The sequence below is a fragment of the Rhizobium sp. FG96 genome (genome assembly GCF_057808655.1).
This window is the reverse complement of the sequence record NZ_JBMDIL010000020.1, coordinates 91,230-110,688: the sequence shown is the minus strand read 5'-3', so window position 1 is coordinate 110,688 and position 19,459 is coordinate 91,230. Positions and strand designations below refer to the sequence as shown.

Here is a 19,459-nt window from a genome sequence, read left to right as displayed (position 1 = left end):
CGCGGCGACAGACGCAGCGACAGCTTGAGATCATCAATCGCCGGATCACTCGCAAAATGACCGCTATTTTGCCTCAGTCGGCCCGGCGTCAGACGGGTTATCGACGCGGGGGGGCGCCTGACGGTCGACCCTTGCTCAGACGATACAGGGCACACCTCACCGGTTTGACAACAGAACCTCAGCCTGAGGTCGATGCACTGGCGTGCCGGCTGGCTCGGCAGGACGCTGCGATTGCCGCGTTTCGCGGGCGACATTCATCTGACGGCCACGACCATACCGTCTCATCTCAGGAGTGACACGATGGTCATCATAGGCGAACTTGAGCAGAAGTCGGGGATCGGATCCTCCACGGAGGCGCGCATAGCATTCTGGCTTCAATTCCACCATCTCGACGGAAAGGTCTGTCTCGATGCGGGTGTCGCCGAGCTCAATCGGCTGATCGCGGAGCGCAACGCCATGGCTCTCTCATCTGGCAAGAGAAGGCGCGAAGCTCTTCCCGAACTCGACGGCGAGCAGGTTGCAGCGCTCCAGGCATATGCTGCCCGGCACGGCCGACGCTGGAAAAGCATCCTCAACAACGTCTGGATGGGCGGCGCACCCTATGACGATGGTGGAATCCTCCGCCGCCTGCGGAACACCCATGGTCCAAGCTGGCTTCAGTGTTACAGGCTGCCCAAGGCATTTCCGCCGGTCGATGACAATGATGGCCGGGAGATCGGCTGAGTGCGGTGAGCTGCGGCACGGCAGTAGTGACGGGCGTGGCCATGCTCCCCTCGCCTGCTTGCGTTGAGCCCCGTGACGGTTTGCCGTTCGGTTTTGCTGCGGTCTGAACCGGCGTCCGTTCGTTTCAAGGCCGCTAGCGCGCCGCGTGGCGGCCGGGCCCCGCCGTCCATCGCAGAGCAGATCCGCGTAATCTTCGCAGGGCTGCACCCCGCTCGTCCGCAGAACGGCTCCGCTTGTCCTGGTGGGTCCGGACCTTGAAGCGCCCGTCTTCCGCCGGTTCGGGTCGACCGCACCGAAAGGCAAGCCGGCACGGGGCCGGAACCGCTTCGGTTCGAAAGGAACAGACATGACCAAGCCCGCAAGCAACCCTCGCCAACCCGCCCGTCCATCAGCACGCATCGTTCAACTCCGCAAAGGCGCCACCCTTGAGATGGTCCGGCTGACATGCCCTGATAGCGCCCAGGCGCTGAAGATCGCCGAGAGCTTCGGTACAGCCGTCATCGACAGCGATGGGATCCGCGATCTCCACGAGCGCCTGATTTCCGAGACGGCGGATGCTCTCAGCGAAGGCCTTGGCGAGCGCGCCATGCAAATCCACCTGCAGCGCATTGTCGGTGCCTTTGTCGGATCTGCCCATGGCGCCGGCCAGTTCTACAGTAAAGCCGTCACCGAGGCGCGCGACGCGACGGCCAAGGCTGCGAACGACGCACGCGACGAGGACCTCGATGGTCCCGTGGGCTACGATAGTGCCGCCCATCGCAAGCGCGAATTCGCCGCCGACATGGGGATCCAATCCCATGCGCTGCGAATGGCTGCCGAAGGCGCTGTCGCTGCCTACAGCCAAATCGTCGGCGAAGCCTGGAAGCCGTTCGATCGACCGGTCGAGAACCCCGGACAATCCGTGGATCGCAAGGCCGCCGCAGCCCAGATGTCAGCCTTCGACTGACACCATCACGGCGGGGTTCGCCCCGCCGTAGCCGTTCAGGCCGCTCCTTCGGGGGGCGGCCTGTCCGCGTGCCGGCTTTCGCGGAAGTGAAATGAAGGGAAATTGCTGACCGCGCCATCGCCGCCCGTCTCTTGCGTCGGGCCTGCAGGAGCCGCCAACAGCCCGCAACGGCTTCGCCGCCCTCCACTCCGTTCCGGCCGTTCCGGTGCAGCCTGTCAGCTTATGGCTCCTGCCATTGGCCTCCGCGACGGGGCCGCTGATGGAGCGGCACGCAGATGTGGAGATGAGAAATGAGCAAGACGAATGAAGGCCAGCGGACTGACATCTATGCCCGGATCACCGATCGGATCATCGAAGATCTAGCCAGCGGAGTTCGCCCCTGGATGAAGCCTTGGAGCGCCGGCAATACGCACGGGCGGATCACCCGCCCTCTCCGTCACAATGGACAGCCCTATTCGGGTATGAACGTACTTTTGCTCTGGTCAGAGCAGACCTCGCGCGGTTTCGCCTCATCGATGTGGATGACGTTTAGGCAGGCGCTTGAGCTCGGAGCGGCTGTTCGAAAGGGCGAGACCGGGTCGACAGTCGTGTTCGCGTCCCGGTTCACCAAATCTGAGGACAACGGAAAAGGCGGTGAGGTCGATCGGGAAATCCCCTTCCTCAAGGCCTACTCCGTGTTCAATGTGGAGCAGATCGATGGGCTGCCCGAGCACTACCATATCCAGCCGGAGCCGATAGAGGACCGGATCCCACGCATCGAGAACGCAGATCGGTTCTTCCGAAACACGGGCGCGATCATCCGTCACGGCGGCAACCAAGCCTACTATTCGCCGGTCATGGACTATATCCAGATGCCGCCCTTCGAAGCGTTCGAGGACGCTGCGAGCTACTATGCCACGCTGAGCCACGAGGCAACGCATTGGACCGCCGCTGAGAACCGCGTCGGCCGGGATCTGTCGCGCTATGCGAAAGACAGAACCGAACGTGCGCGCGAGGAGCTGATTGCCGAACTCGGCAATTGTTTCTTATGCGCCGATCTCGGCATTGTGCCGGAGATAGAGCCACGGCCCGACCACGCGTCATACATTCAGTCGTGGTTGAAAGTATTGGCTGGCGACAAGCGAGCCATTTTCCAGGCGGCTGCCCATGCGCAGCGAGCAACGGCATTTCTTCACGGACTACAGCCGACGACGGAGAATGTTCGAGAGGCGGCTTGAGGCTTGAGTGCTCCTGGTAGAATTAAAGTCGGTCTCCGCTCTCGGCGTCGGCCGGCTCTATCCCCGTTGGCGCGGGAGCACGTTGATCTGCGGCAACGCTCAAATCCAACGTCCCCCAGATCGACGGTTGCTGGGTGGCTGGTTTCAGCTTCCGGGATTGCGTGATTTCGACGATAAACGGCTTTGTCTGCTGACGCATTGTTCCTCCAAGCAACGAATCGCAGCGCAACTCTATCGCGGCAGATTGGTCTCTCAAGCGGACTTGGTCGGAGATCACGCGTCGACGGTGCATATCTTCCCCGAGGCTCGTGTGGGTGTAGGGGACCGGTGAGGCCATTCGACTTGGGTTTCCCCGTGCAGATCGCGCCATGTCGTTTCCCTTGCCCAATCACTGTGGCTCCATGTGCGTGCTCGATGGGGCAGGTCTGACCGGAAACCGGCTGCGCCTCGACCTTTATCCCGCAACGGCGCTTCGAAACTTTCATCCCCTGCCGGAACCTACCCCACTCGACCAGTCGAGTGGGGACCCCAGGTCGCCGTCATTCCTCGCGAAACAAGAAAGTCTCTTCACGCCGCCCTCCTCGTTGTTCCGGCCTTGCCAGGTGCGGTCCGGTCGTCACCGGCCTTTGCGACTGCCATCGAGGCCGCAATGGAGCGGCCCGAACAGCAAAAAGGAATGCGACAATGGCGACCATCGGCACCTTCACTTCTACCGAAAACGGCTTCACCGGCTCCATCCGCACCCTCGCACTCAACGTCAAGGCGCGCATCGCCCGCATCGAGAACCCCTCCGACAAGGGCCCGCAGTTCCGGATCTTCGCGGGGGCCGTCGAACTGGGTGCTGCCTGGCAGAAGCGCTCCGAACAGACGGATCGCGACTACCTCTCCGTCAAGCTCGACGATCCGAGCTTCCCCGCCCCGATCTACGCTACGCTCACGGAGGTCGAAGGCGAGGATGGCTACCAGCTGATCTGGTCCCGCCCGAACCGCGACTGAGACGGCCGAGGCCCCGCCCGAGAGGGCGGGGTTCTCCTCTTCTCCCGGAATAAGCCGGAGACAGGCGTTGAGCCCGTCTCCGGCTTTTTTGGTGCCACATGAGAGGGGAGGTCTGCTCAGAATGAGGCAGGGTGGCATGGTAAGCGCGCAGCCTCAAGGACCTGGCGGTTCCCCCAAAATGCTCGCGCATTTCGGCTCCCCCACCTGGCCGCTCACGCGGTCGCTGGCGCGCTCCTTGACCCTACCCACTCGCCACGCCGGCGGTTGTCATCTTTCTCAAACATCAGGAGATGACGACGATGACCATCGAACAGCACCATTGAAGAACTGCGCGCTGAACTGCGGAATGCGTTTGACGTCAGCGAGCGCCGCGAGATGCAGGCCGAGCTGGATTGCGCTCTGGCCGAGCTTGCAGTCATCGTCGCCGAACAGGATGGTCGCCTGGATGCGGAGCCGCCGTTCTGACGGCGATAATCTCTGCCAGCCCATGCACTTTGCGACTAAAGTTTACATCATTTGCAGCAATGCTGTATATGCTGTATAAATAGCATTGCGACCTTTCACCATAACTCCGATTGAGGCTGGCCACATGGCACACAGAAACGGTTCCTACACGACAAGCGACCTTTCACGGAAATCCGGAGATATTATCGCCGAGGCACTCCGGCATCCCGTGACGATCACACAACGCAATAAGCCGCGACTGGTGCTGCTGAACATAGACGACTACGAACGTCTGATGCGCCAGTCGGATCGTCGCTCCGTAGGCACACTGCAGACCATGCCCGACGAGCTCTTTGCTGAATTCGAAGAGGCCGTCGATGCGTACGCCCAGTCTGATGAGACGAGCCGATGAGCGGATATGACAAGGTCCAGACGGCTGCGGTCGTTCGATACCCGTATTTATGGAGCCATGAGGCAGACGGAGGCGAAACTGAAGGGCGCAAGAACCGTCCTGTGGCTGTCGGCGTTCGGATGGCGAGGGCAGGTGGCGATCTTGTCTTGTTCTTTCCAATCACAACGAAGATGCCAGACCGGAATCGCTTCGCCATTGAAATTCCGACGATAGAAAAGCGGCGCGCCGGTCTCGATGCAGATCTTCCGTTGTGGCTCATCCTGGATGAGTTCAACAGCGATGTCATAGGTCGGTCATTCTATCTGGAGCCTGAGCCTCCGCTTGGTCACTTTAGCAAGGCATTCTTTTTGCCGCTTCTGCGCGAATTCATTGCACGGCGAAAATCATTTGCGGAAGTCAGCCGATCGAGATAGCGGAGAGTGGACAGCAGGGTCTCCGTTATCGCGAACGAAGGTCCGACCTCACACTCTCCTTTGCCAGCGGCAGCATCGTCGGGTGGTTACTGCGAGGTGACACAGCCGATTGCACGATATCCCCGGTGGCGTTTATGCCTTAGAAGATCGAGGAAGAGGTCAACTGCGTCCTGTTCCTTTTCGAATTGATGAGTTTTCACCTGACCTCTCGTCCCAATCCGTCCCCATCGCCGCGTCAGGCATGCCTCTCCGAACAGGTTCGGCTCGATCGACATCGCGTAAAAGCGTGCCATGTTCTTACTGGCATCCTTGCGTTCGACATAGAGGTGATAGGGTTGGGCGATCATGCGCCAAGAATCGCGTGACGTGCGCCCTGCGTCCAACGAGACTTATGAATCGATTGCGCGGGATAGATTCAGTTCTGTGAAGAATGGATCGCGATCAGGCTGGGCGGTCCGCCTCCGGCGCACGGCTCTATTCGCTAGCGCAAACGAAGCCCACAGGCGCTCTTCGCCGATTCCGGTGACGATCCTCCCGCAAGTGTCATATCGGTTCGCAGATTGGCTACTCCCACTGATTTTTCCCGAAGAGATGAACCGATTGAGCAGCCGGTTGATGAAACCGGTTTTGCCCGACGCAGTTTTTCATGTCGTTGCGCCGGAACCAGATGGCGCGACCGCATCTAAGCGGCGGATTGCCGGCGGTAAAGACGATCTGTTCGTCGGCTCGCATTCGCAGCACCTCATGCGGCTGGATCAGCGGTCTAGCAGCCAGTTGCTTGGATCGTGTTCGCGACGAGCCGCGTGCCTGATAGTTGCGGCTAACCTGGTCGATCTCGACCGTCGTCATGCCGCAGCGGCGCGATATGTAATCCGCCGTCTCCGGATCATTGATGGCAGCAAACGAAATCCAACTCGCGCTCTCGAACCATTTGCTCGATGCGTCCCGACCACCGTATGTCTCGCGAAGTTGGCCGATGGACTGATAGATCATCGTGAGCGTGATGCCATATTTGCGCCCTGCGTCTCGAGCGGTCTCCAGGATGCGCATGTAGCCGAGCCTCGCAACCTCGTCCAAGAGAAACAGTGCGCGTCCTTCGATCGCGCCATCCCGATTGTAAATCGCGTTGAGGAAGGAGCCGATGATTACACGGGCCAGACCGGCATGTGTCTCAAGCGTCTTCAGGTCGATATTGATGAACACGTCCGTCTTGCCTGACGCGATATCGTCGGTTGAAAATGCAGAGCCGGACACCAGAGCTGCGTAGTTCTGGTAGGACAGCCAATGTGTCTCCTTGATCGCATTGGCATAGACACCGCTGAACGTTTCCGGCGTCATGTTCACGAACGCGGCCACGTTTTCCTTCACGAACTCGGACTCTGAATTGTCGTAGATGTCCTGCAGCCGCTTGCGCAACTGCGGTTCCGGCTCCGACAGGTTGGCCCGCACCTGACGAAGCGTCTGCTGCTCATTTGGTGTGTGGCCGGAAAGGCAGACGTCGGCGATCATCGCCGTCAGGAGCTGAAGACCAGACGCTCGAAAGAAGTCGTCGCGAACGCCGCTCGCGCGTCCACTCTCGCTCATGATCCAGGACGCCACGGCGGCTATGTCCTCTTCTTTTGTGCCACCGAACTTTCCGATCCAGGCCAATGCGTTAAAGCCGATTGTCGGATTGCGGGGATCAAGGATCCGGATCCTTCTCCCCGAACTCTCGCGATGCTGCGACACCATCGGCGCTACCTCGTTCGAAGGATCGAGCACGATCAACGAACCACCCCATTTGAGCGCGGTCGGGATTGTCACCGACGTCGTTTTGAAACCGCCGGAGCCGGCAAAGACAATCCCATGGGATGAACCGAATGAGCCATCGAAACAAAGCAAGGGCGCTTTCCCTCCGTCACCCCAGGTGCCCGTGTCATCGGCGCGGAATCCACGAACGGCTACGCCATCACGATCGACGCGATAGCGTTCGCCAACGACGATGCCGCCAGTACCGGCGAACAAGCGTCCGGCCTCACTTAACCTCATCCAGTCGGCTTCTCCATGAAGAGCTCGTTTGCCGACAATCCGCTTCGGCTCGGGGCGAACGAAAGCCGCGTTTCCGATAACCGCAATACGAAGCGCAAAGCATCCGACCATCAACACACCAGCTGCACCAAGCATGGTGGCTGGATCGAGATAGGCGAAGATCGACTTGCTTGCGGGAACCCTGTCGGCGAATGCCGCCAGGCGCGATGTCTCGCGCACCGTTGCCACAATAATGGTGACGACGCTTCCACCTACCGCGCTCCAACCAACGAACCGGATGCTCGCCGATCCTGCCGACGCGAAGAGCCAGATAAGGCCAATTGCGGCGGCGGCAATGTAAGGTATCGCGATGCCGATCCTGCCGAACATCAAGCGCTGGGCTTCGGTCTTGCCCAATGGCGCTAGCGATTGTTCGAGACCGGTCAAACCGATGGCGACGGCGATGATCAGCACGGCCGGTACGGTGGCGAGAAAAAATCTATTCGCTGTCATTGCCAAAGGCCTCTGCGCCGATAGAGGTCAGTCGCGCGCGTTCGCCCGGATCCACTTTGAGTCGGCCGGCAAGTTCGAGTAACGCACCCAGCAGCATCGCTCGCTTCTCAAACCGAAGGCCTGCTTTCACGATCAGGCCCCCAAGCTCAATCTTCTCGCGCGTGTCCTTCTTGCGGGCATCCGATGTCGTGTTCCTCGCCATGCGCTCAAGCCTCGTCAGCGCCGCCCGGAGCCTCGACAATCGGGTTCGCCGAAATCTGCCCGCTACGCGCGTCTCCCCTCTCCCTTCCGTTCGATCCGGCGCTTTGTGCTCTCGGGCCGCCGCGAAACCGTTTCGCCACTTCCTCGAAGGCCGTCTGGAGCTCGCTCTCATCGATCTCGAATTCGCCAAGACCAGCGCGCAATGCGATGCGACCGATCCGTTCGGCCTCTCTGGTTTCTGCTGCCTTGAGCTGTTCTTGGAGCTTGGCGATTTCTTCGCGGATTTTCGAAGAAGGCTTTTTCATTCCGCTCGTATCCTTTCGCTGAACGTCGATGCCGTCAGGCAGAAGATTTCAGCGCGGAGTGCGCAACGCACTACTGTGAATCCTACAATCGCCAAGGGCGATGCTTTTGTGAATGATCCCATCCGTTCGCAAGGACGGATCCGAAGGGCGCAATTATACGTCGCTGATGCGACGCACTTCTTTGGCCCCCTGGCGGGGCCTTCCGCTCCTCACGAACACGTTGATTTTGTTCGATCAAAGAAGTTTTCTCCGTCGTGGCTGTCCCGCATTTTTCAGTCAGCATCGTTGCCCGCGGCTCCGGCCGCAGCGCCGTGCTGTCGGCTGCCTACCGGCACTGCGCCAAGATGGACTATGAGCGTGAAGCCCGCACCATCGACTACACCCGCAAACAGGGATTGCTGCACGAGGAGTTCAATACTCCAGCCGATGCCCCGGACTGGCTCCGGTCGATGATCGCGGATGGCTCTGTGTCGGGGGCATCAGAAGCCTTCTGGAACAGAGTCGAAGACTTCGAGAAGCGATCGGATGCGCAGCTCGCGAAGGACGTGACCGTTGCACTGCCGATCGAACTGACTGTCGAGCAGAACATCGAGCTGGTCAGGGACTTCGTGGCGCAACACATCACGGCCCAGGGCATGGTGGCGGACTGGGTGTTCCACAACGCACCGGGCAATCCGCATATCCATCTCATGACCACATTGCGGCCGCTGACCGAGGACGGGTTTGGTTCGAAGAAGGTGGCGGTCACGGGACCCGACGGAAATGTGCTGCGCAACGAGAGCGGCAAGATCGTCTATCAGCTTTGGGCCGGCGGGTTGGATGACTTCAATGCCTTTCGCGATGGCTGGTTCGCCTGCCAGAACCGACACTTGGCGCGCGCTGGCCTAGACATCAGGGTCGACGGACGCTCCTTCGAAAAGCAGGGCGTCGAGCTGACCCCGACGATCCATCTGGGTGTCGGCACGAAAGCGATTGAGCGCAAGGCGGAAGGCGCCGCGGAAATGGCTGCGCTCGAACGCCTGGAGCTGCAGGAAGAGCGGCGGGCGGAGAACGCGCGCCGGATCCAGCGTCGTCCGGAAATCGTGCTCGACCTGATCACGCGGGAGAAGAGCGTCTTCGACAGCCAAGATATCGCGAAGATCCTGCATCGCTATATCGATGATGCTGGTCTCTTCCAAAGCTTGATGGCGCGCATCCTGCAGAGCCCCGAAACCCTGCGTCTTGATCGCGAGCGGCTGGATTTCGTGACCGGGGTCCGTGCGCCGGCGAAATACACAACGCGGGAGCTGATCAAGCTCGAAGCCGAGATGGCCAACCGGGCGATCTGGCTGTCGCAGCGGTCCTTGCATGGCGTTCGGCAGTCGGTGCTCGAGACGACGTTTGCGCGTCACGAGCGGCTGTCCGACGAGCAGAAGGCCGCTATCGAACATCTCGCCGATGGTGAGGGGATTGCCGCTGTGATCGGCCGTGCCGGCGCAGGCAAAACCACGATGATGAAGGCGGCGCGCGAGGCCTGGGAGGCAGCAGGTTACCGTGTCGTCGGCGGTGCGCTCGCCGGCAAGGCGGCCGAAGGTCTGGAGAAGGAAGCGGGCATCGTCTCGCGCACATTGTCGTCCTGGGAACTCCGCTGGAGCCAAGGGCGCGGGCAGCTCGACGACAAGACAGTCTTCGTGCTGGACGAGGCCGGCATGGTATCGTCACGGCAGATGGCCTTGTTCGTCGAAGCCGTCACGAAGGCAGGCGCCAAACTCGTGCTTGTCGGGGATCCCGAGCAGCTTCAGCCGATCGAGGCAGGTGCAGCGTTCCGCGCCATTGCCGATCGCCTCGGCTATGCTGAACTCAAGACGATCTATCGCCAGCGCGAGCAATGGATGCGCGACGCGTCACTCGATCTTGCGCGCGGCAAAGTCGGGAAAGCGGTCGCGGCCTACCAGTCCAATGGCAAGATGATCGGTTCCGAGCTGAAGGCCGAGGCTGTCACCAACCTCATCGCCGACTGGAACCGCGACTACGATCCTTCTAAGTCCACTTTGATCCTCGCTCATCTGCGTCGCGACGTCCGAATGCTCAACGAGCTAGCACGCGCCAAGCTCATCGAGCGCGGCATCATCGAGCAGGGTTCGCTGTTCAAGACCGCCGATGGTGCGAGGAGCTTTGCAGCCGGCGACCAGATCGTCTTCCTTAAGAACGAGGGTTCCATTGGCGTCAAGAATGGTATGCTGGGCAAGGTGGTGGAAGCCGCACCTGGTCGCATCGTCGCTGCCATCGGCGAGGGTGCACACCTGCGCCAGGTTATCGTCGAGCAGCGCTTCTATAACAATGTCGATCACGGCTACGCCACCACGGTGCACAAGAGCCAGGGCGCGACCGTTGACCGGGTCAAGGTGCTCGCCTCCCTCTCTCTCGATCGTCACCTGACCTACGTCGCGATGACCCGTCACCGCGAGGATCTTGGCGTTTATTACGGCAGCCGATCCTTTGCCAAGGCAGGCGGCTTGGTTGAGATCCTGTCGCGCAGGAATGCCAAGGAAACGACGCTCGACTATGCCAGCGGTAGCATCTACCGCCAAGCGCTCCGCTTTGCCGAAGCGCGTGGGCTTCACATCGTCAACGTTGCGAGAACCGTGGCGCGTGATCGTCTCGAATGGACGGTGCGGCAGAAACAGAAGCTTGTCGATCTCGCCGACCGGCTCACTGCCCTCGGCGCCAAACTCGGCTTCGCAACGTCGACGGCCAACACAATTGCCACGCAAGCAAGGGAGGCCAAGCCCATGGTGGCCGGCATCACCACATTCCCGAAATCGATCGATCAGGCTGTCGAGGACAAGCTCGCCGCCGACCCCGCACTCAAGAAGCAGTGGGAGGAAGTCTCGATGCGTTTCCACCATGTCTACGCACAGCCTGAAGCGGCATTCAAGGCGGCGAATGTTGACGCGATGTTGAGTGATCAGACGACTGCGGAAAAGACGATTTCAAGGATTGCTGCAGAGCCTGAATCCTTCGGCGCTCTCAAGGGTAAGACGGGTCTACTTGCCAGCCGCGCTGACAAATCGGACCGGGACCGGGCGCTCAAAAATGTCAGGCCGCTTGCCGACAGTATCAACGATTATCTGCGCCAGCGTAGCGAGGAGGAACGGCGTATCCACGCTGATGAAATGGCAGTGCGTAGACAGGTCGCACTGGAGATCCCCGCTCTCTCAGCAAGTGCGAAAAGCGTGCTGGAGCGGGTGCGTGACGCCATCGACCGCAACGACCTGCCCGCCGGTCTCGAATATGCGCTCGCAGACAAAATGGTGAAGGCTGAATTGGAAGGTCTCGCCAAAGCCGTCACCGAACGTTTTGGAGAGAGGACCTTCCTGCCCCTCGCTGCGAAGGATCCCAACGGCGAGGCATTTCAGCGCGTCACCTTAGGAATGAACGCCACGCAGAAGAGCGAGATCCAGCAGGCTTGGAATACGATGCGGACTGTGCAGCAACTGTCTGCCCACGAGCGCACCGCGACGGCGCTCAAGCAGGGTGAGCCCCTGCGTCAGACGAGATCGCAGGGGCTCACCCTCAAATGAAGATGCGCCATAGACACAGAGTGCTACGGCGCATGAAACGGCTCGTCTGGTTCTATCGAATCAGCAGCGTCAGCCTGTTCACGCTTGGACTGATCGGGCTGCTTGGGAGCGCAGGGCTCAGGGTCAATCTTACGCCGAGTGAGCCGCTGGGTCTGTGGCGGATCGTCGAACCCGATCGTCCGATCTTGGTCGGCGATCTGATCTTCATCTGCCCACCTGATACCAACGGGATGCGCGAGGCGCGAGCGCGTGGATATCTGCGCTTCGGCCTTTGCGCCGGTTGGGTCGCGCCGCTGATCAAGACGGTGGTGGCGACATCCGGGCAGGCGATCGAGATAGCGGATGATGTGCGCGTCGACGGCCGGCCGCTGCCTCACTCGCGTGTTGCACGGGTGGACGGCCAGGGGCGTGAGATGGGGCATTACGATGGGGGTGCCATTCCTCCCGGCATGGTTTTCCTCCATTCGGAGTTTCCGGGATCGTTCGATAGCCGGTATTTCGGTCCTCTGCCGATGGACGGCATTCTGGGACTGGCGCGGGAGGTCTGGACCTATGCGCCGTGAGTTGTTCCGAGCGGCCACGCTGGTCGGCATTTCAGCAATTACCGGCTGGGCCGGCTGGAGCGGTCATATGCTCCTGCTTCCTGTCGCCGCCGCCTTGCCCCTGCTCTGGTCTCTGGCGCGAACGCGCCTGCAGGTGTCCGCTGTTTGTGCTACCTACTTCCTCGCTGCGTCGCGTGGACTGCCGCAGGGTGTGGCGAACTTCTATTCATCAGATATCTGGCCCGGTTTGCTCTTGTGGCTGGTCGCTTCAGCCGGTTTCGTCATTGTGCATGCAGCACTCTGGTCCAATTGCGCCGGTTGGCGAAAGCCCCTCCGTTTCCTGATCGCCTGTGTGATCATGGCGGTCCCGCCGTTCGGGATTACCGGATGGGCGCATCCTGTGACGGCGGCCGGCATATTGTTCCCGGCCTGGGGGTGGTGGGGGATGTTGGCGATGGCAGCCGGCCTTGGCGCGATGACGACTCGCCGGTGGCCGGCTGCTGCCATTGCCATGACTGGCTTCTGGCTCTGGTCCGCCGCTTTCTGGACGCAGCAGAGCTTACCTGCGTCGTGGCGAGGCGTCGACTTGGAAATGGGATCTTCGCTTGGTCGCGACGCGAGCCTTGAAAGCCAAGGGGCACTCATCGAACTTGTTCGCCGTCAGGGGCCCGCTGATCTCGTTGTCCTTCCGGAGAGCGCCCTCGGCTTTTGGACGCCGACTCTTGCGCGGCTTTGGCAAAGGGCGCTCGCTAAGACCGGGACTACAGTGATTGCTGGCGCCGCGCTCATCGACGCGAAGGGGTATGACAATGTGCTCGTTTCGGTCAGTGCGGATAGCAGCGCGATCCTTTATCGCGAGCGCATGCCCGTTCCCGGTTCGATGTGGCAACCCTGGAGGAGCGTCGTTGGAGAAGGCGCCGGCGCGAAGGCGCATTTCTTCGCAAATCCGGTCGTAGAACTCGACGGCTTCAGGATTGCGCCGCTGATTTGTTACGAACAGCTGATCGTCTGGCCGGCTATCCAATCAATGCTGCATGATCCCGATGTGATCGTTGCTGTGGGCAACGGCTGGTGGACATCAGGCACTTCGATCGTCGACATCCAGCGCACGAGTGCCCGGGCCTGGGGTCGCCTCTTCGGCAAACCCATCATCCTCTCATTCAACATTTAGCTGGACGGTCCTCATGCTTGACATAGCGCTGATCGAAAAATGTGCTGACCCTTCCCTGACGCCCGCGATCGTCGAGCAATTCGTGGCGGCGGCAGGCTCAGACGATCCTTTGGCGATCACAGTCAAGTCCGGCGGACGCCTGGTTCTTGTTCCGAAACCGGCTTCCTCCGAAGCGGCGCTCGAGATCATGAGACAGTATGTGGGAAAAGCGAACGTGCGGGTGGGTCTTACCCAATATCCCGCAGGCGTTGGCATAGCAGACATTGCTCAGCTGGATGCTGCTCTCGTTGATCCCTGCGAAAACCTCAAGCGTGGCACGGCTCTGTTTGCGAAGGTCGCCCGTATCGTCACGAAATGGTACGGGAGCCCGACGAGCAGGGAGGTTATGCCGCAACTGATCGATGATGCGATCCACGCCTGGAGAACAGGCATGTTCGAAGGCACGCAAGTCTTCCAAGCTGACGATCCAGGTGGCGCGACGTTCCTTCGCGGCAAGACTTTGCCAAAAACGCGAGCCGAAGGAGAGGCGCTGCTGGAAGGGGATACCGGTGAGATCGCAGATCCGGCGTCTGGCGCAGCGACAGACGCCGGGTCGGGTGAAATGCGCATCGACCTTTCAAGGATCGGTGGGAGATAGCGTCCGTCAAGTTGGTGTAATTTCGGGTGTGGGACCGGGCCGTCATGATCAGGCGGCTCTGGGTGTAACTTGCAGTGTCATTTCCTCCTCGATTATTTGTGGGCTTAGCTCGGCCATTGCCTCGACCTGCATGTATCGGCTGAGGAGCTGCCATTCGTCGTTTGCTTCGAGGAGGACCGCTCCGATGAGACGAACGATGCTGTCCTCGTTGGGGAATATGCCGACGACATCGGCGCGGCGCTTCACTTCCTTGTTCAGACGCTCCAGCGGGTTCGTGCTGTAAAGCTTGGTGCGGTGCTGCGCCGGGAAAGCCATGTAGGCGAGCACGTCGGCTTCCGCATCACCGGAAGGCTCGGGTCACAAGTTCTGCTGGTTCGACACCCAAAGCCTGGGAAATTTGGCCAAGTACGGTTACGCTGGCTGAGACATGCCCTTGTTCGATCTTTCCGATGTAACGCACGCTTAATCCCGCCCGATAGGCCAACTCTTCTTGCGTCATTTGCTTGTCATGACGAACCCGACGCAGGTTAATTGCCATGACTTCCTTGAGATCCATGGCAAGAGGGGAGCCGCAATAAGAATGATCGTTCCAGGAACGATAGTTCCGATTCCGCCGTTGAGATGTTAAAGGTGGAGGAATCCGAAGGTTTCGATTGTTGCGGGACGGTTCGCGCTAATCGATTGGTGAGGCGGCGCCACGGCGTCGATTTGTGCAGTCAGGTTTTGATCTGGAAATAATTGGTCTACTAAAACGAATGAAAAAAGACGCGTCACCCGCCAAATCGGAGAAGCTGGCTTTCGGCTGTCCCTATAGTTCCATGCCCAAAGCTGAACTTGAAGCTTTAGCCGTCGAGCAGATACGAGAGCAACGACGGTTGATGGCCGCTGACGAAGCTGTCTACGAGGAATGGCTGCGCGCCAGCAACAATCCGGATACACCCGCTGATATTATGAAAAGCCTGCAGGATGAGTATCTCGCCCGACAGATGAAAGCGGAGGCTCAACAAGAGCAGTTATCGAGGATGCTCGATCTGCTTGGGTATGTCCCAGAGGTTCGCGACGATAGCGGAGACGACTAGAACAGCCCCCGATCCTTCACCATTGCGATCAATTGCGGCAAAGTTTGCGCATCGAATTTGCGCCTGGCGTTGTCGAGGTAGTGCTGCACTGTCCGGGCATTGATGCCAGTTAGCATTGCGGTATCAGGCGTGTTTCGACCTTTCGCTGCCCACATCACACATCGCAGTTCTCGTGGCGAGAGTGCCTGTTTTGGATTGAGAACCGTCGATGCGCCAATCATTCTCAGTCGGTAGTGAATGGCCATGACGATCTGAACGGCGGTTCGGTCATCGAGCAACCCCGATATATCTACCGATCTCGCGTTCGAGGCGAAGGTCAACATGTGCGTTGCCCCAAAGCTGCCGTTCACGGGAATGGTAATGCCCGAGCAAATTCCATGATCTATCGCTTCGTCACGAAACCGTCTCAGATCGGAAGTGCCACGGGCCGGCCAGTCTTCACACGTCCAATTGAAAACGTCGCCACGCCGTTTTGCTTGAGTGATCACCGGATCGATTCGAGAATAGTTGTTGCCGAGATAAGCCTTCTGCCATGGCTCCGGATATGTGTTGAATGTCTTTATGTCCAAACCTTCGGTATGGAGGTAGGCAAACTGAGTATAGCCGCACGCGTTGGCGAAGCTTTTTATTGCTCCTTTTACCATTTGCTCGTCCTGGGCCACTTCCAGCATGTCGATAAGCGTTTGAGCAGTGGCGTCCATGGACGTATCTCCTAATTTCAGGGCTGGTAGTCGGCTGCGCTTCTCCCCAGTAACTGAGGGAACTGCAGGCCATTTTGCGACTTTGCGCACTGCCGGCCGGGACTTCGGATAGTGAACGAGACATGGGCACGTTCATGTTTGCTGTGCGCGATACCCTAAGTCGTGATTGCTATCGACTATTGAGGTTCGCGGCTAAGGTGTAACGGACATTTCGTCTCCTCGAAAGATGACGAAAATATGAAAGTATTCGCCATTGGTGTGGTTGTCAGGAGCCTTTCTACAGCAATGGGTTCCCGCGTTGCTCATTCCACTCAATCGCGGTCGTCATTGACCGCGATAGGCCGACGGGAAAATGATGTCCTGATCGACCAGCACATTGAACTTGTAGCCCGGCCGGATCCGTATCGTTGGCTGCACATTCAGATTCTTCGAAATGGTCTGTTCAGCCACGCGACCGAAGGATTCCGCGAAATTTCTGCGCGCTGCGTCAGAGGCTGTGTCCTGTGTCGCAAGCGTTGAGCTTTGTGGCACTGACATGTCGATGCCCGTGCCGATCAGCGCAACGAGCGCCGCGGAGCCAAACGTTCGCAACAGATGACGATCGACCTTGTCCTGAAAGCCTCCATAGCCTTCCGCGTCGGTGCCAGCCATCCCGCCGATCTGTAAGGTCGAACCGTTTGGGAATATGAGGTCTGTCCAAACAACCAGAACACGCTCTTGACCGAACGAAACCTTGGAATCGTATCGCCCAAACAGCTTGGCACCTTGCGGTACAAGCAGGCGATACCCGGTGGCGCTGTCATAGACATTCTGACTGACCTGCGCCGTGATCCTTCCCGGAAGATCAGAGTTCAGGCCGGTGATCAGCGTCGCTGGAATGACCGAGCCGCGCTTGAGCTCGTAGAGTGACAACTGAGGCACTACCCGGTTCGGCAGATAGCCAAGGTCTTTAATGTCCTGATTGAAGAAGTCTTCCTTGGTAGCTTGGCCGTTTGGATCGACGCTCTGCCCGAGCAGTCCTGATTTCATAGCCGTCGCGTAAAGATCGGATGCGCTACTGCCCGTAACGTTGCCTCGTTGGCTTCGATCATCGGCGACATCAGGCTTTTCAGCGATTTCTGAAACATCCACCTTGAGAGGTGAATCGAACGCGGTCGCCCTCGCCTGCAATCGCGCCATCCGCTGACGCTGCGCCTCACGGATATACTGTTCGTCCTGCTCTCTCTTTAGCCTTGCCTTCCACTCCTCTTCAGGCTCAAGTCGCGACTGCCGGGCCTCACGCACCTCCTTTTGTTCGATAGCCGGTTCTTGCTTTTCCTGCTTCTGAACGACGACCGGGGTAGGTTGGAAGATTTCTCGACCGTCCGGCTCGCCAATTATCCCATCGGTCACGCCTTTCTTTAGCTGGTCGCCGAAATTCGTTGCTGGCGTGCCAGAGGCACTGTCGAGGGAGTTGTTCCGATTAAACGACAGGCCACGCCAGGAAAGCCCAATGATCACCACGCCGAAGAATAAAACGATGATCGTGATGGCAATGATGATTGGCAGGCGATTGAGCCGGCGCATCCCCTGCTGGCCATCAGATCCCACGGGACTGCCAAGTTGGAGCGATTGGACCATGTGGCCGGCCTCCTCAGTTTCTCTGCATAACGGAAAGCGGGCTCGACGGCGTCGCGCCGGCTGCGGTCACGGCGTAGGTGCGGCCGAGCGCGACGGATGGAGTCCCGATGTGGGCCAGGAGTTGCCCGTCAAAGTGATCCAGCGCATAGGAAATCTCCACAGGCTTCTGGTCTTTCGCCACCTTGCCATCGGTGATGACGGTGTAGCCCCAGCCCTTCAATGAGGCCTCGAGCGCCATCGCATATTCGCTCTGGTCATTTTCCATTTTGATGGATGCCGTGCCTGCTGGTCCGATCTGTTCGGCAAGCCGGCTTGCCATATCACCAGCAATAGCGCCTGCGGCGGGAGCCGTGATCGCAACCGGGGCGGAGCTTGTGTTGATTGCCGCATCTGTACTTTGGCAGCCAGATGCAAGTGCGGCCATGAGAGTGAGGATGGTGATCGTTCGCATGATCACCCTCCCCGCCGAATCGTAATCTTTTGTTGGCGCCAGCCAACGCCTGACAGAAGAACGGCCTTGTCGATTGCATAGTCGACGATCATCATATCGTTCTTCATTCGATAGTTGACGATGCGATTTTGTCCCCCACTTACCACGAACAGGACCGGCGCATCCTGCCCCGATATCGACTTTGAGAATTGAATGTAGGTTTTGACGCCGTCGGAATAGACCCGTTTCGGCTTCCACGACGCGCCTCCGCTCACCGTGTAGGAAAAGTTCAACTTGTCGGGAGCGGTCCCAGGAATTCCGCCCGTCTCAAGCCTCGCGTTGATGTCGGCGAGCTTGGTGGATGCGTCCTCCGGATACTCGAAGCCCACGCGGGCCATGTATTGGCTTGGGTGCGATTTCAGCTGGATATGGTAGGTCCGGCGCGAGGTGGTCACGACCATCGACGTGACAAGACCGGGTTCCGAGGGCTTGACGATTAGATGGATGGCTTGGCCGCCTGTCGCGCCCGATGTTGCCGGCTCCACCTTCCAGCGAACGGTGTCGCCGACGAGCACGTCTCTGACGACTTCGCCGCCCTGTAACTCGATATCGCAAACCTGGAGAGGTGAGCATACGACGGAGGGTTGCACTTCGCCGAATAGGAAAATGACCTTCCCATCTGGCCCGGTTGTGACCAGGCCAGGGGTGCCACGCCATTTCCGTGAGATGTTTGTCCCTTTGACCTCGTTAGAGGTCATGCTTTGCGCAATCGCGCCGTCCACGAGGACGAGTCCGGCCATGCAGCCGAAGGCAGCAATCAATCCATTTTTGTGCATACGTATCCCCCTGCCCTTAAAGCTGTGCGGTCCAGTCGAAGTCCTGAACATAGAGACCGATCGGGTTGAGACGGATGATCGCCTCGTCCTGTGGCGCGGTTAGCGCCACTGTCGCAATTCCGCGAAACCGCCGGGTTCCGGTTTCCTTGCCCTTGCGATCACGCTCATATTCAGTCCAGTCGATTTGATAGGTCTGATTGGAAAGGGCCACGATGTTGCTGACTTCGATGGCAACAGTCGATGTCTTTGCCCGCTCGAAAGGCGAGTTGGCGCGAAACCACGCATTGATTTTTTGTGTCGAGGGATCAGACGCCCTCAGAAGCGCATAGGTCCGGTCGATGTACTGCTTCTGCACAACCGCATCCGGCGTGATTGATTTGAGGCTCGTGATGAAATTGCCGAGGGTCGCTCGCACGACGCGGGCATCGGCATACTCGATCTGCTGGGGAAAGCCCGCCGTCACCGACGTGCCGAGTTTGTCGACCTCAACGATATAGGGAACGAGCTTGACCTGCGTACTGAGGTACATCGCATAGGTGAAGCCGATCACGGCCATAGACAATCCGAGAATGCCGACGATCCGCCACGCGCGCGCGGCCTGCACGTAGGATCCATATCTCTCCGTCCATTCCTGCCGCGCGGCAAGATACGGGCTTTCAGGGGCGCGGTTTGCGGCCATGTCTGTTTCCCTCGCTATTGAAAA

22 protein-coding genes and 1 pseudogene are annotated in these 19,459 nt (G+C 59.3%); 11 read left to right on the top strand and 12 right to left on the bottom strand.

The features are described 5' to 3' along the window. Window positions 1-300 precede the first annotated feature (300 nt). The 4 genes from ACODR6_RS30010 (at window position 301) to ACODR6_RS29995 (ending at window position 3,882) form a co-directional block, all read left to right on the top strand. Window positions 301-723, top strand: coding sequence for a hypothetical protein (locus tag ACODR6_RS30010; RefSeq protein WP_489026108.1), 423 nt, complete (start codon window positions 301-303; stop codon window positions 721-723). Window positions 724-1,069: 346 nt separating this feature from the next. Next, window positions 1,070-1,669, top strand: a complete 600-nt coding sequence (locus ACODR6_RS30005; protein WP_489026106.1) for a hypothetical protein — start codon at window positions 1,070-1,072, stop codon at window positions 1,667-1,669. A gap of 290 nt (window positions 1,670-1,959) precedes the next feature. After that, window positions 1,960-2,886, top strand: coding sequence for an ArdC family protein (locus ACODR6_RS30000; protein ID WP_489026104.1), 927 nt, complete (start codon window positions 1,960-1,962; stop codon window positions 2,884-2,886). Between the two features lie 684 nt (window positions 2,887-3,570). After that, window positions 3,571-3,882: a DUF736 domain-containing protein gene (locus tag ACODR6_RS29995; protein WP_075856587.1), complete on the top strand. Its 312-nt coding sequence runs from the start codon at window positions 3,571-3,573 to the stop codon at window positions 3,880-3,882. Window positions 3,883-4,158: 276 nt separating this feature from the next. Here ACODR6_RS29995 and ACODR6_RS29990 read toward each other — a convergent pair whose 3' ends face one another. Next, the gene (locus ACODR6_RS29990) at window positions 4,159-4,371 is read right to left on the bottom strand and encodes a hypothetical protein (protein WP_489026143.1); all 213 of its coding nucleotides are present in this window, start codon (window positions 4,369-4,371) and stop codon (window positions 4,159-4,161) included. Between the two features lie 100 nt (window positions 4,372-4,471). On the opposite strand from ACODR6_RS29990, the gene ACODR6_RS29985 reads away from it, so the two are divergent. After that, window positions 4,472-4,738, top strand: coding sequence for a type II toxin-antitoxin system prevent-host-death family antitoxin (locus ACODR6_RS29985; protein WP_489026101.1), 267 nt, complete (start codon window positions 4,472-4,474; stop codon window positions 4,736-4,738). After that, on the top strand, window positions 4,735-5,151 hold the full coding sequence (locus tag ACODR6_RS29980; RefSeq protein ID WP_489026099.1) for a hypothetical protein: 417 nt from the start codon (window positions 4,735-4,737) through the stop codon (window positions 5,149-5,151). The genes ACODR6_RS29985 and ACODR6_RS29980 overlap by 4 nt, the downstream gene beginning before the upstream one ends. Window positions 5,152-5,237: 86 nt before the next feature. Here ACODR6_RS29980 and ACODR6_RS29975 read toward each other — a convergent pair whose 3' ends face one another. The 4 genes from ACODR6_RS29975 to traC all read right to left on the bottom strand — a co-directional run bounded on the left by ACODR6_RS29975 (window position 5,238) and on the right by traC (window position 8,177). Further along, window positions 5,238-5,498 (bottom strand): WGR domain-containing protein, encoded by a 261-nt coding sequence (locus ACODR6_RS29975; protein ID WP_489026097.1) that lies wholly within the window; start codon window positions 5,496-5,498, stop codon window positions 5,238-5,240. Between the two features lie 217 nt (window positions 5,499-5,715). Next, window positions 5,716-7,671 carry a Ti-type conjugative transfer system protein TraG gene (gene traG, locus ACODR6_RS29970; RefSeq protein WP_489026095.1) on the bottom strand — a complete coding sequence of 652 codons (1,956 nt, stop codon included), beginning with the start codon at window positions 7,669-7,671 and terminating at the stop codon, window positions 5,716-5,718. Beyond that, window positions 7,658-7,873, bottom strand: a complete 216-nt coding sequence (gene traD, locus ACODR6_RS29965; RefSeq protein ID WP_489026093.1) for a type IV conjugative transfer system coupling protein TraD — start codon at window positions 7,871-7,873, stop codon at window positions 7,658-7,660. Before traD ends, traG begins: the two co-directional genes overlap by 14 nt. Window positions 7,874-7,877: 4 nt before the next feature. Then, a complete protein-coding gene (gene traC, locus ACODR6_RS29960) occupies window positions 7,878-8,177 on the bottom strand; it encodes a conjugal transfer protein TraC (RefSeq protein WP_489026091.1) in 300 nt (99 codons plus the stop codon). Between the two features lie 254 nt (window positions 8,178-8,431). On the opposite strand from traC, the gene traA reads away from it, so the two are divergent. The 4 genes from traA to ACODR6_RS29940 are packed head-to-tail and all read left to right on the top strand — an operon-like array spanning window position 8,432 to window position 14,090. Then, the gene (traA, locus tag ACODR6_RS29955; RefSeq protein WP_489026089.1) at window positions 8,432-11,740 is read left to right on the top strand and encodes a Ti-type conjugative transfer relaxase TraA; all 3,309 of its coding nucleotides are present in this window, start codon (window positions 8,432-8,434) and stop codon (window positions 11,738-11,740) included. A 32-nt stretch (window positions 11,741-11,772) separates the two neighbouring features. After that, window positions 11,773-12,303: a conjugative transfer signal peptidase TraF gene (gene traF / locus ACODR6_RS29950; protein WP_489026087.1), complete on the top strand. Its 531-nt coding sequence runs from the start codon at window positions 11,773-11,775 to the stop codon at window positions 12,301-12,303. Beyond that, complete coding sequence (locus ACODR6_RS29945; RefSeq protein WP_489026085.1) at window positions 12,293-13,453, top strand: conjugal transfer protein TraB; 1,161 nt, start codon at window positions 12,293-12,295, stop codon at window positions 13,451-13,453. The genes traF and ACODR6_RS29945 overlap by 11 nt, the downstream gene beginning before the upstream one ends. Window positions 13,454-13,466: 13 nt before the next feature. After that, window positions 13,467-14,090: a TraH family protein gene (locus ACODR6_RS29940; RefSeq protein ID WP_489026083.1), complete on the top strand. Its 624-nt coding sequence runs from the start codon at window positions 13,467-13,469 to the stop codon at window positions 14,088-14,090. A gap of 48 nt (window positions 14,091-14,138) precedes the next feature. On the opposite strand, the pseudogene ACODR6_RS29935 reads toward ACODR6_RS29940, so the two are convergent. Further along, window positions 14,139-14,432, bottom strand: a pseudogene (locus ACODR6_RS29935) (transposase); the annotation flags it as partial. Then, window positions 14,431-14,646, bottom strand: a complete 216-nt coding sequence (locus ACODR6_RS29930; protein ID WP_489026081.1) for a helix-turn-helix domain-containing protein — start codon at window positions 14,644-14,646, stop codon at window positions 14,431-14,433. The pseudogene ACODR6_RS29935 and the gene ACODR6_RS29930, both read right to left, overlap by 2 nt. 199 nt (window positions 14,647-14,845) lie before the next feature. Between ACODR6_RS29930 and ACODR6_RS29925 the strand changes: the two genes are divergently transcribed. After that, window positions 14,846-15,169 (top strand): transcriptional repressor TraM, encoded by a 324-nt coding sequence (locus ACODR6_RS29925; RefSeq protein WP_489026141.1) that lies wholly within the window; start codon window positions 14,846-14,848, stop codon window positions 15,167-15,169. On the opposite strand, the gene ACODR6_RS29920 is transcribed toward ACODR6_RS29925, so the two are convergent. The 5 genes from ACODR6_RS29920 to ACODR6_RS29900 all read right to left on the bottom strand — a co-directional run bounded on the left by ACODR6_RS29920 (window position 15,166) and on the right by ACODR6_RS29900 (window position 19,435). Beyond that, complete coding sequence (locus ACODR6_RS29920; protein ID WP_489026079.1) at window positions 15,166-15,870, bottom strand: autoinducer binding domain-containing protein; 705 nt, start codon at window positions 15,868-15,870, stop codon at window positions 15,166-15,168. The genes ACODR6_RS29925 and ACODR6_RS29920 overlap by 4 nt on opposite strands. Before the next feature lie 324 nt (window positions 15,871-16,194). Then, window positions 16,195-17,490: an IncP-type conjugal transfer protein TrbI gene (gene trbI / locus ACODR6_RS29915; RefSeq protein WP_489026077.1), complete on the bottom strand. Its 1,296-nt coding sequence runs from the start codon at window positions 17,488-17,490 to the stop codon at window positions 16,195-16,197. A gap of 13 nt (window positions 17,491-17,503) precedes the next feature. Next, the gene (gene trbH, locus ACODR6_RS29910; protein ID WP_489026075.1) at window positions 17,504-17,941 is read right to left on the bottom strand and encodes a conjugal transfer protein TrbH; all 438 of its coding nucleotides are present in this window, start codon (window positions 17,939-17,941) and stop codon (window positions 17,504-17,506) included. A gap of 2 nt (window positions 17,942-17,943) precedes the next feature. Beyond that, window positions 17,944-18,756 (bottom strand): P-type conjugative transfer protein TrbG, encoded by an 813-nt coding sequence (gene trbG, locus ACODR6_RS29905; protein WP_489026073.1) that lies wholly within the window; start codon window positions 18,754-18,756, stop codon window positions 17,944-17,946. Window positions 18,757-18,772: 16 nt separating this feature from the next. Beyond that, window positions 18,773-19,435: a conjugal transfer protein TrbF gene (locus ACODR6_RS29900; RefSeq protein ID WP_489026071.1), complete on the bottom strand. Its 663-nt coding sequence runs from the start codon at window positions 19,433-19,435 to the stop codon at window positions 18,773-18,775. Window positions 19,436-19,459: the final 24 nt, after the last annotated feature.